Here is a 10,083-nt window from a genome sequence, read left to right as displayed (position 1 = left end):
GCTCAATGCGGTGGGCTCGGCGCTGCTCGTCGTCTGGGTCTTCATCGCGGTGTCCCAGCTCCGGCTGCGCCGTCGCCTCGAGGCCGCAGCACCTGCTGGTCTCGGAGTGGCAGCTCCTCTCCGACCTCTCCTTCGCCGACCTGATCCTGTGGGTCCCCACCCGGGACGGCACCCGCTACGTCTCGGTCGCCCAGATGCGCCCGAACACGGGCCCGACCTCGTACCAGAACGACATGGTCGGCCACCTGGTCCCGCGCGGCCGGCGCCCCATGCTCGACCTCGCCCCGAGCGGCACCGATGAGTTCTCGCGCCGCCGCAGGTCGACCCTGGACAGACCCGTGCACCACCCACGACACAGGGAGCACGTATGACCAGCGCACCAGATCTCGCGATCGAGGCCCACGGCCTCGTCAAGCACTTCAAGGAGACCCGGGCCGTCGACGGGATCGACCTCGCCGTGCCGACCGGCACGGTCTACGGGGTCCTCGGTCCCAACGGCGCGGGCAAGACCACGGCCGTCCGCATGCTCACGACCCTCCTGCGCCCCGACGCAGGCACGGCCCACGTCCTGGGGCACGACGTCCTGGCCCAGCCCGACGCCGTCCGCTCGCTCGTGGGCCTCACGGGCCAGTACGCGTCGGTCGACGAGGATCTGACCGGCGCGGAGAACCTCATCGTCATCGCGCGCCTCTACGGGTTCTCGAAGCCCGCAGCCAGGCGCCGGGGCATGGACCTCATGGAGGCGTTCGGCATCGCCGAGGCCGCGAACCGGCCCGTCAAGACGTACTCGGGCGGCATGCGCCGCCGCATCGACCTCGCGGCGAGCCTCGTCATGAGCCCGCGGGTGCTGTTCCTCGACGAACCGACCACGGGGCTCGACCCGCGCAGCCGCAACCAGGTGTGGGACATCGTGCGCGTGCTCGTGGCCGACGGCGCGACCGTGCTGCTCACGACCCAGTACCTCGAGGAGGCCGACCAGCTCGCGGACCGCATCGCCGTGATCGACCACGGCAAGGTCATCGCCGAGGGCACCGCGACCGAGCTCAAGCGCTCGGTCGGCGAGGGGTCGGTGAGCCTGCGGCTCGCGGACTCGGGCGACCGGCTCCGGGCCGCGGAGATCGTCGAGCGCGTGCTGCGCGCGGAGGTCGTGCTCGCGCCGGACCCGTACGCGTTCTCGGCGCGCGTGCCCGACGACGGCGCGGACCTGGCAGCACAGCTCCTGCCCGCTCTCGCGGACGCGGGCATCGGGGTACCGGAGTTCACGCTCGGGCAGCCGAGCCTCGACGAGGTGTTCCTGGCACTCACGGGCCAGCCGGTCGACGAGGAGGACCAGGACGACCCTGCGAACGGCAGCGGCATCAGGAACGACCGCGGCACGGCGAACGACGCTGAGGAGGTGGCCTGATGGCCGCGACCCAGACCGAGGTGATCACCACCCCGGAGGCACAGACCCTGCGCGAGGCCATCGCGATCGACCAGCACCCGACCCGACCCTCGCCGCTCGCCAACACCCTGACGTTCGCGTGGCGGGCACTTCTCAAGATCAAGCACGTCCCCGAGCAGCTGTTCGACGTCACGCTGACGCCGATCATCTTCACGCTCATGTTCACGTACCTGTTCGGCGGGGCGATCGCCGGCGACACCACGACCTACCTGCAGTACCTGCTGCCGGGCATCCTGGTGCAGACGGTCCTGATCATCACGGTCTACACGGGGTTCACCCTCAACACGGACATCACCAAGGGCGTATTCGACCGCTTCCGGTCGTTGCCGATCTGGCGTCCCGCCCCGATCGTCGGCGCGCTCATGGGAGACACGGTCAGGTACACGATCGCGTCGGCCATCACGGTGGGTCTGGGACTCGCGATCGGGTTCCGGCCCGCCGGCGGGGTGGTCGGCGTCCTGCTGGCCGTGGCCCTGCTGCTGGTCTTCGCCTTCGCGATCAGCTGGATCTTCACGATCCTGGGGCTCGTGATGCGCACCCCCAACGCGGTCATGGGCGTCTCGATGCTGGTCCTCATGCCGTTGACCTTCGCGTCGAACATCTTCGTCAACCCGGACACCATGCCCTCCGCGCTGCGCGCCTGGGCCGAGATCAACCCCGTGAGCCACCTCGCGACTGCGGTCCGCGCACTCATGGCGGGCACCGCGACGTTCGACCAGATCGGCTGGGTGCTGCTGGCCTCGGTACTGCTCACGGCCGTCTTCGCGCCGATCACGATGCACCTGTACCGCACCCGCAACTGATCCCGCCAGACCGTCGGCACGTCAGAGCGGGCGTGACCTCGAGGGTCACGCCCGCTCGAGCGTGCTCACGTGGGCGGGCGACGTCAGTCCGTCGTCGCGTCCTTCGCCGCGGGGGGCTTCTCGTCCTCGCAGCGCTTGGTCACGACCATGACCGGGCAGGCCGAGTGGTGCAGGACGGCCTGGCTCGTCGATCCCAGGAGCAGGCCCGTGAACCCTCCGCGTCCGCGCGACCCGACCACGACGAGGTCCGAGGCCGTCGAGAACTCCGTGAGGAGCTCGGCGCCCGTGCCGTCGAGGACGATCCGCTTGATGGGGACGTCGGGGTTCTCGGCCTCGTGCCGGTCCACGATGACGTTGAGGCCCTCGGTGATGTCGTCGAGGACCTGCTGGTGGTCGATCGAGGCCGGCAGCCACGCGAGCAGCCCCGCACCGGCCCCCACGGGCACCCCGGCGACCGCGACGAGCTCGGCGTCCCACGCCCTGGCCTGCCTGATGGCGTGCCGCAGCGCGATGTCCGCGGACGGCGAGCCGTCGACGCCGACCACGATCCGCTTGAGCGGCTGGATCGCCGGGAGGTCACCGTCGTCCCCGCCCGACTTGAGCGGGACGACGACCGTGGGGCACCGCGAGTGCGCAGGCAGCGCCGACGAGACGGTGCCGAGCAGACGCTCGGTGAACCCACCACGGCCCCGTGTCCCGACGACCACGAGGCCGTAGTCCTTGGAGAGCTCGACCAGGACACCTGCTGCGTCACCGGTCGCTATCGCGGCGGTCGTCCTGACGCCCGCCGCCTCGGCACGCTGGGTGGCCTCGGCCAGGACGGCCTTGGCGCCCTCCTGGATCGCGGTGTCGTCCAGGGCCGCGTAGCCGCCGTCGAGCGAGGCCGCGGTGAACGACGGGAGCGAGTACGAACACACGACGTGCAGGGGCCAGCCGACCTGTCGCGCGTACGCAGCAGCCCAGTCCAGGGCGTGCAGGCTGGGCGCCGAACCGTCGACCCCGACGAGCACGATCTCTGCACGAGTCATGGTTTCATCTCCTCCCGATGGCGAAGCGCCATCCTGAGACAAACCTATCGAAAGAACAGGCAAAGTCCACCGAGGCACAGGGTTCGTTCCTGTCGTGCGTCATCGCGGTGTCAGCACCCCTGATGCCCGCCCTCCTCCGTGTCCCCAGCGCCGGAACAGCTCCCGAGACGGTCGCCTCCTGGCGCAGGAGGGGCCTCGCAGCACTCCGCCGGTGCTGACCACCGGGGCCGACGACAGAACCCCGCCGTCCCGCACGAGGCGGGGCGACGGGGTTCTGTGCGAGCGAGCCGCTCAGAGGACCTTGCGGGTTCTCAGGCGACGCGGATGAACGTGGGGTTCGACTGCCAGATCTGACGGAACTGGATCGTCTTGCCGGGGCGCGGCGCGTCGATCTGCATGTTGTCACCGGCGTAGATCGAGATGTGGCCGGGGGTCCAGATCAGGTCGCCGGGCTGGGCGTCGGCGCGCGACACCTTGGTGCCGACGTTGCCCTGGGCGCTCGACTGGCGAGGCAGCGTGATGCCGACCTGTGCGAAGACGTAGCTCGTGAAGCCGGAGCAGTCGAAGCCGTCCGGGGTGGTGCCCCCGTAGACGTACGGGACGCCCACGTAGCGGCTGGCGATCGAGACGATCGCGCTGCCGTTGGCCGAGGCCGGGACGGAGACCGAAGCCGCCTTCTCGGTCGTGGAGGTCGTGGCGGAGGTGGTCGCGGTGCGAGCTGCGGAACGCGAGGTGGCCTGCGTGGCACGCTCGACGACCGGCTCGGGCTCGGGCTCAGGAGCGGGGGTCACGGCGACGGCCGCGCTCTCGATCGTGAAGCCGGCCTCAGCGGCGACCGTGACGGACGGAGCGGACTCGAGCGCGGCGCGGGCCTGCGTCGTGAGTGCGTTCAGGTCGACGGTGTTGAGCTTGGCCGTGTCGTGGTCGACGGGCGCAGCGGTGGCGGGCATCGCGCCGAGCATCGAGACGATCAGTCCCGACGAGGCAGCGACGACAGCGGTGCGGCGGCCGACGGAGGAAGCCGTCGCCGCCGAAGCAAGTGTGGAAAGCGGGCGTCGCGCTGCACGGTGGCGTGCGCCGGTCGTGACTGCGTTCACTGGATACCTCTCCTGGACGCCTGCGAGGTCAGCTGTCGGGTTCGGGTGGGAGAATCACCCGGCCGTCAGGACCGAGGTCCGTCTGGCTTCACCCCAAGGGCACCGTTTCCGGTACCCGAATTTGGGTCCCCCGTCCCTGTCATCGGGTCGTGGTGCTCCTCTCGCGGTGACAGGGTTCGGCGTTCCGCGTGAGGGCCTCGACGGACGATTCATCCGTGAAGCAGAACCGAACGTACACGACCTCCGGGTGAATGTCACGTTCCCGTCACGACGCCCTGGAAAAGCCTGGTATAGCAGGACGAACCACCACAGGATCGTTGCCCCGGGCACCCCGCGAACGGCCCGGACGCACCCCGCCCCGCACCCCACGACGGGGGTGCGGGGCGGTGGTAGGACGCGGCGTGCGCTGCGCTCAGGGCGCGGTGACGAAGATGTGGCGAGCGACGTCGTCGGGCAGGTCGAGGACCGTCTCCGCGCCTTCCGCGGACACCGTGAACGACCCCGCCTCCGGCGTGACCGTGACCTCCTGACGCGGCAGGATGCCCGCGGCCGCGATGCGGGCCAGCAGGTCCGTGTCCGTCTGGAGCGGCTCCGCGATGCGCTGCACGACGACGCGCAGCTCGCCGGGCTCGCGCCCCGCACGGTCCGCGGCGGCCACGTACGCGGGCAGCGAGACCACGCCGTCGAGGTACTCGATCTCCTGGATGTCCTCACCCAGCTCCGAGAGCCCCGGGATGGGGTTGCCGTACGGGTCGTAGTGCGGGTGGTCGAGCAGGCCGATGAGGCGCTTCTCGACGAGCTCGCTCATGACGTGCTCCCACCGGCAGGCCTCGACGTGCACGAACTCCCAGTCGAGCTTGATGACGTCCGTCAGCAGGCGCTCCGCGAGGCGGTGCTTGCGCATGACGCGCTGGGCCTTGGCGTGGCCGTCCGGGGTGAGCTCGAGGTGACGGTCCCCCGTCACGACGACGAGACCGTCCCGCTCCATGCGGGCCACCGTCTGGGAGACGGTGGGTCCCGAGTGTCCGAGTCGCTCCGCGATGCGCGCACGCAGGGGGACGATGCCCTCCTCGTCGAGCTCGTAGATGGTCTTCAGATACATCTCGGTGGTGTCGATCAGGTCGGTCACGTCGCGCTCCTGTCGCTTGAGGGCTTGGGGGCACCTGCCGCACCGGCGGGCCGCTGACCCTAGTTTAGGTCCGAGCCACCGACATTGTGGACGCCCGGCGGTGTTCGCGCCAGGCCGGACTATCGTTGCCCTGTGCCTGAGCCCACCCAGATCACCGTCCCCCCGCACCTGCTGCCCAGCGACGGCCGCTTCGGCTGCGGCCCCTCCAAGGTCCGCGACGCACAGGTGCGCGCGCTCGTCGAGGCCGGCACGTCCGTGCTCGGCACGTCCCACCGTCAGGCGCCGGTCAAGTCCCTGGTCCGCCGGATCCGCTCGGGCCTCACGGACCTGTTCGACGCCCCCGAGGGATACGAGGTCGTGCTCGGCAACGGCGGCTCCTCGGCGTTCTGGGACGTCGCGACGCTGTGCCTGGTGCGCGAGCGCGCCCAGCACGCCGCGTTCGGCGAGTTCGGCGCCAAGTTCGCGACCGCGACCACGCGCGCACCGTTCCTCGAGCCCTCGCAGGTCATCACCGCTCCCCCGGGGTCGGTCGCGGTGCCCCAGCTCGCGGACGGCGTCGACGTCTACGCCTGGCCCCACAACGAGACCTCGACGGGGGCCATGGCCCCCGTGCGCCGCGTCCAGGGGTCGCGCGAGCAGGGTGCGCTGACGCTCGTGGACGCGACGTCGGGCGCGGGCGCCCTCCCGGTCGACCTCGCCGAGACCGACGTCTACTACTTCGCGCCGCAGAAGGTCTTCGGGTCCGACGGCGGGCTCTGGGTCGCGATCCTGTCGCCCGACGCCGTCGCGCGCCTCGAGGAGATCGAGTCCGGCGACCGGTGGGTCCCCGAGTTCCTCTCGCTCCAGGCCGCGCTGACGAACTCGCGCCAGGACCAGACGCTCAACACGCCGTCGGTCTCGACGCTCGTGACGTTCGCCGAGCAGGTCGACTGGCTCAACGAGCAGGGCGGCCTCGCGTGGTCGAGCGCCCGCTCGGCGACCTCGGCACGCACGCTCTACGCGTGGGCCGAGTCGCGCGAGTGGGCCACGCCGTTCGTGACGCGCCCCGAGGACCGGTCCACCGTCGTCGGGACCGTCGACCTGGACAAGTCGATCGACGCGACCCAGGTCATCGCGGCGCTGCGTGCCAACGGCATCCTCGACGTGTTCCCGTACCGCAAGCTGGGCCGCAACCAGCTGCGCATCGGGATGTTCCCCGCGATCGAGCCCACGGACGTCGAGCTGCTCACGCAGAGCATCGACTTCGTGGTCGACGCGCTGGCCTGAGCCTCCCCCGCACGGAGGTGGCCCGTCCCGGGAAGTCCGGGGCGGGCCACGTGCGTGCGTGCCGGCTCGGCGCGGTCGCCGGTACGCCGGCTCGGCCCGCGGCCGAGCGAGGTCAGGCCGCCTCGGCCACGTCCTGCGCGTCGTCGACGCCCAGCTGCCCGCGCGTGTCGCTGCGGCTCGCACGCCGCGCGGCGCCGCCCACGGGGTAGGTCACCAGGAGGTGCGGGCGCTGCGTCACGCGGTAGCTGACCGTGAACTTCCAGTTCCGCATGGCCCAGATCGCCGCGCCCACCGAGACCAGCAACGCCGTGATGGAGCCGATCCCGATCGCCCAGCGGGGCCCGTAGGCCTCGGCGATCCAGCCGACGATCGGCGCGCCGACGGGCGTCGCCCCGAGGAACACGATCATGTACAAGGACATGACGCGCCCACGCATCACGGGGTCGGTCGTCATCTGGATGGTCGTGTTGGCCGCGGTCATCATGGTCAGCGACGCGAAGCCGACCGGGATGCACGCGAGCGCGAACGTCGTGTAGCTCGGCATGAGAGCCATGACCCCCGTGGCCACCGCGAAGCCGAACGCGGATCCGATCACGAGCCGCACGCGCGGCCGTTCACGCCGCGCCGCCATGAGGGCGCCGGTCAGCGAGCCGATCGCGAGGATCGACCCGAGCATCCCGTACTCGCCCGCGCCCATGCCGAACTCGACGCGCGCCATCATGGCGGACGTGAGCTGGAAGTTGAGCCCGAACGTGGAGACGACGCTCAGCACCACCATGATGACGATGATGTCGGAGCGCCCGCGCACGTAGCGGATGCCCTCGCGGATCTGCCCCTTCTCGCGCGACGCGCTGGGCAGCTTGTGCATCTCGCGCGTGCGCATCCGGGACAGCGCGAAGATGGTCGCGCCGAAGCTGATGCCGTTGATGATGAACACCCAGCCCGTGCCCACCGCGGCGATCAGCAGGCCCGCGACGCCGGGGCCGATCAACCGGGCCGCGTTGAACGACGCGCTGTTGAGGCCCACGGCGTTGGACAGCTTGTCGCTCGGCACCATCTCGGCGACGAACGTCTGGCGCACGGGGCCGTCGAGCGCGGACACGCACCCCAGCGCGAGCGCGAACCCGTAGACGTGCCACAGCTCGACGTGCCCCGAGAGCACGAGGGCGCCGAGCCCGAGCGCGAGCACGCCCGAGGCGCCCTGCGTGGCCATGAGCATCTTGCGGCGCGGCAGGCGGTCCGCCAGGACGCCCGCCCACGCGGACAGCGCGAGGACGGGCGCGAACTGCAGGGCCGTGATGACTCCGACGGCCACGCCGGAGTTCGCCGTGAGCACCGTCAGGACGAGCCAGTCCTGGGCGATGCGCTGCATCCAGGTCCCGACGTTCGCGACGAGCGCGGAGCCGAACCACAGGCGGTAGTTGTAGTACTTGAGGGAGGAGAACGTCGCGCTCATCGTGCGGCGATCCGGGTCAACAGGTCACTGGCGCGGGCCAAGGTCTCTCTTTCTTCGCGGGTCAGGCTGGTCAGCTGCTGGGTGAGCCACGCGTCGCGGCGGCGCCGGGTCTCCTTGACCTCGAGCACGCCGGCGTCGGTCAGCGCGACGACGACCTGGCGTCCGTCAGTGGGGTGCTCGACCTTGTGGACCAGCCCCAGCTCGACGAGCGCGTTGACGGTGCGCGTCATGGAGGGCGGCCGGATGCGCTCGTGCGTGGCCAGCGCTCCGGGGGTCATGCCGCCGTGCTTGTGGAGCACGGTCAGGACCCCGAACTGGCCCTCGGGGAGGTCGGCGCCGCCGCGCTGCGAGCGCAGCGCACGCGAGACGCGGGTCAGGGCGACACGCAGGTCGCCGCCGAGGGTCGCGGGCCGACACTGCGCCTTCGTGGGGGACGAGGGCGTGGTCGGTTCCGCAGCAGGCATCTCCTTACCCTAACTCATTACCTTAAGTAATGAAATGGATCGTGAGCGAGATCACGACCTCTCCAGGTGTCGGCGGAGGCGCCCGTGGCGGACGACGACCTCAGGGCACGTAGGCGACGACCGTCCGGCCCGACCCACGCAGCACCAGGGTTCCTGCAGCGTGCGGGACGAAGACCGACTCGCCCGCGCGCACCTTCGCACGCCGTGACCCACCCCCGTCGCCGCGTCCTGCCTCAGGGCATCCCACCTCGACCTGCCCGTCGAGGACGAGGACTATCCGGGGACCTTCGGCCTGCACCGTCACGGCTCCGTCGTCGACCGACAGCTCACCCATGACGAGCGCGAACTCCGGGATCGCCGCCCGGTACTCGCGGAGCCCGCTGACGCCCGCTCGGATGCCCGGACCTCGCGGCTCGCGCCCCACCCCGAGCGGCCGGACCCGTGGGCGCGCCGCGGGCCCCGGCGAGTACACGACGCACTCCAGCAGCGCCTCGACGTCGACCCGCTTGGTGGTCAGCCCCGCGCGCAGCACATTGTCCGAGCTCGACATGACCTCGACCGCACACCCGGAGAGATAGGCGTGCACGTGCCCGGCCGGGACGAACATCGCCTCCCCCGGCTCGAGCGTGACACGGTTGAGCATCATCGACACGATCGCCCCGGGATCCCCCGGGTGCTGCTCCGCGAGGGCCACGACCGTCGCGTCAGCGCGCGGCGACGCCGTGCCTGCACCCAGACGAGCGGCGACGTCGGCGACGGTCACGGCCAGGTCCGCTGCGACGTCGGGCAGGGTCCTCGCGTGCAGCGCGAGCGTGAACGCCTCCTCCAGCCCGGCCACCGAGGGACGTGCCTCGAGCGCGACCCGCATCTGCGCGACCAGGTCCCCGCGCAGCCCGTCGAGCAGCTCCAGCACCCGCGCCGGGCGACGGAACCCCGAGAGCCCCTCGAAGCGGCTGATCGCGACGACCATCTCCGGCTTGTGCTGGTCGTCGTGGAAGCTGCGCTCCGCGGACCCCCGCGGGATGCCTGCCCGGTTCTCACGGGTGAACCCGGCCCGCGCACGGTGCGGCTGCGGGTGGACCTGCAGCGACAGCGCCCGGTCGGCCGCGAGCACCTTGAGCAGGTACGGCAGACGAGGTCCGTACTCGTCCAGCACACGCTGCCCGAGCATCGCGACCGGGTCGGCGTGGATCAGGTCCGCCAAGGACGCCGAAGGCCCGCCGTCGGCCGAAGCCGACGACGGGCCCTTCGGGTGTGCCCCCATCCACATCTCGGCGAGGGGACCTCCGTCCTGCTCCAGCCCCAGCAGGGAGTGCAGGGCACTCCTCGAACCCCAGTCGTAGGACTGGAGCGTGGGCGTCAGGTGCAGGATCGGCGAGGTCATCGCCAGCGAGCG

The 10,083-nt window shown here is 71.1% G+C and carries 10 protein-coding genes and 1 riboswitch; of the genes, 4 read left to right on the top strand and 6 right to left on the bottom strand.

The annotated features are described in order from the left end of the window. The 3 genes from ACFWFR_RS03065 to ACFWFR_RS03055 form a co-directional block, all read left to right on the top strand. A partial coding sequence (locus tag ACFWFR_RS03065) for a histidine kinase N-terminal domain-containing protein (protein WP_377621099.1) occupies window positions 1-371 on the top strand: 371 nt, incomplete at its 5' end. Further along, window positions 368-1,405, top strand: coding sequence for an ATP-binding cassette domain-containing protein (locus ACFWFR_RS03060; protein WP_377621097.1), 1,038 nt, complete (start codon window positions 368-370; stop codon window positions 1,403-1,405). The genes ACFWFR_RS03065 and ACFWFR_RS03060, both read left to right, overlap by 4 nt. Next, window positions 1,405-2,247, top strand: coding sequence for an ABC transporter permease (locus ACFWFR_RS03055; protein WP_191800532.1), 843 nt, complete (start codon window positions 1,405-1,407; stop codon window positions 2,245-2,247). The genes ACFWFR_RS03060 and ACFWFR_RS03055 overlap by 1 nt, the downstream gene beginning before the upstream one ends. 83 nt (window positions 2,248-2,330) lie before the next feature. On the opposite strand, the gene ACFWFR_RS03050 is transcribed toward ACFWFR_RS03055, so the two are convergent. From ACFWFR_RS03050 to ACFWFR_RS03040, 3 genes are all read right to left on the bottom strand, one after another. Beyond that, window positions 2,331-3,275 (bottom strand): universal stress protein, encoded by a 945-nt coding sequence (locus ACFWFR_RS03050; RefSeq protein ID WP_377619419.1) that lies wholly within the window; start codon window positions 3,273-3,275, stop codon window positions 2,331-2,333. Window positions 3,276-3,586: 311 nt separating this feature from the next. Further along, on the bottom strand, window positions 3,587-4,225 hold the full coding sequence (locus ACFWFR_RS03045; RefSeq protein ID WP_377619421.1) for a C40 family peptidase: 639 nt from the start codon (window positions 4,223-4,225) through the stop codon (window positions 3,587-3,589). Window positions 4,226-4,374: 149 nt separating this feature from the next. Beyond that, window positions 4,375-4,564: riboswitch (cyclic di-AMP (ydaO/yuaA leader) on the bottom strand. A 220-nt stretch (window positions 4,565-4,784) separates the two neighbouring features. Further along, complete coding sequence (locus ACFWFR_RS03040; RefSeq protein ID WP_377621095.1) at window positions 4,785-5,501, bottom strand: iron dependent repressor, metal binding and dimerization domain protein; 717 nt, start codon at window positions 5,499-5,501, stop codon at window positions 4,785-4,787. A gap of 132 nt (window positions 5,502-5,633) precedes the next feature. Here ACFWFR_RS03040 and serC point away from each other — a divergent pair, with 132 nt between their 5' ends. Continuing rightward, on the top strand, window positions 5,634-6,767 hold the full coding sequence (gene serC, locus ACFWFR_RS03035) for a phosphoserine transaminase (protein WP_377621093.1): 1,134 nt from the start codon (window positions 5,634-5,636) through the stop codon (window positions 6,765-6,767). Window positions 6,768-6,879: 112 nt separating this feature from the next. Here the strand turns inward: serC and ACFWFR_RS03030 are convergent, their stop codons facing one another. The 3 genes from ACFWFR_RS03030 to manA form a co-directional block, all read right to left on the bottom strand. Then, window positions 6,880-8,223 carry an MFS transporter gene (locus ACFWFR_RS03030; RefSeq protein ID WP_191800540.1) on the bottom strand — a complete coding sequence of 448 codons (1,344 nt, stop codon included), beginning with the start codon at window positions 8,221-8,223 and terminating at the stop codon, window positions 6,880-6,882. Next, the gene (locus ACFWFR_RS03025; protein ID WP_377621090.1) at window positions 8,220-8,687 is read right to left on the bottom strand and encodes a MarR family winged helix-turn-helix transcriptional regulator; all 468 of its coding nucleotides are present in this window, start codon (window positions 8,685-8,687) and stop codon (window positions 8,220-8,222) included. Before ACFWFR_RS03025 ends, ACFWFR_RS03030 begins: the two co-directional genes overlap by 4 nt. A gap of 100 nt (window positions 8,688-8,787) precedes the next feature. Further along, window positions 8,788-10,071 carry a mannose-6-phosphate isomerase, class I gene (gene manA / locus ACFWFR_RS03020; RefSeq protein WP_377621089.1) on the bottom strand — a complete coding sequence of 428 codons (1,284 nt, stop codon included), beginning with the start codon at window positions 10,069-10,071 and terminating at the stop codon, window positions 8,788-8,790. Window positions 10,072-10,083: the final 12 nt, after the last annotated feature.

It is taken from the genome of Oerskovia sp. NPDC060287, assembly GCF_042726775.1.
Lineage (GTDB): Bacteria > Actinomycetota > Actinomycetes > Actinomycetales > Cellulomonadaceae > Oerskovia > Oerskovia merdavium.
The sequence above is the reverse complement of the archived record's forward strand: the minus strand, read 5'-3'. Positions and strand labels throughout refer to the sequence as shown.

Excerpts from the sequence above, each read along its gene's own strand:
- ACFWFR_RS03060 (WP_377621097.1), top strand. The coding sequence starts at position 368 with ATGACCAGCGCACCAGATCTCGCGATCGAGGCCCACGGCCTCGTCAAG.
- ACFWFR_RS03055 (WP_191800532.1), top strand. The coding sequence starts at position 1,405 with ATGGCCGCGACCCAGACCGAGGTGATCACCACCCCGGAGGCACAGACC.
- ACFWFR_RS03050 (WP_377619419.1), bottom strand. The coding sequence starts at position 3,275 with ATGACTCGTGCAGAGATCGTGCTCGTCGGGGTCGACGGTTCGGCGCCC.
- ACFWFR_RS03045 (WP_377619421.1), bottom strand. The coding sequence starts at position 4,225 with ATGCCCGCCACCGCTGCGCCCGTCGACCACGACACGGCCAAGCTCAAC.
- ACFWFR_RS03030 (WP_191800540.1), bottom strand. The coding sequence starts at position 8,223 with ATGAGCGCGACGTTCTCCTCCCTCAAGTACTACAACTACCGCCTGTGG.
- ACFWFR_RS03025 (WP_377621090.1), bottom strand. The coding sequence starts at position 8,687 with ATGCCTGCTGCGGAACCGACCACGCCCTCGTCCCCCACGAAGGCGCAG.
- manA (WP_377621089.1), bottom strand. The coding sequence starts at position 10,071 with ATGACCTCGCCGATCCTGCACCTGACGCCCACGCTCCAGTCCTACGAC.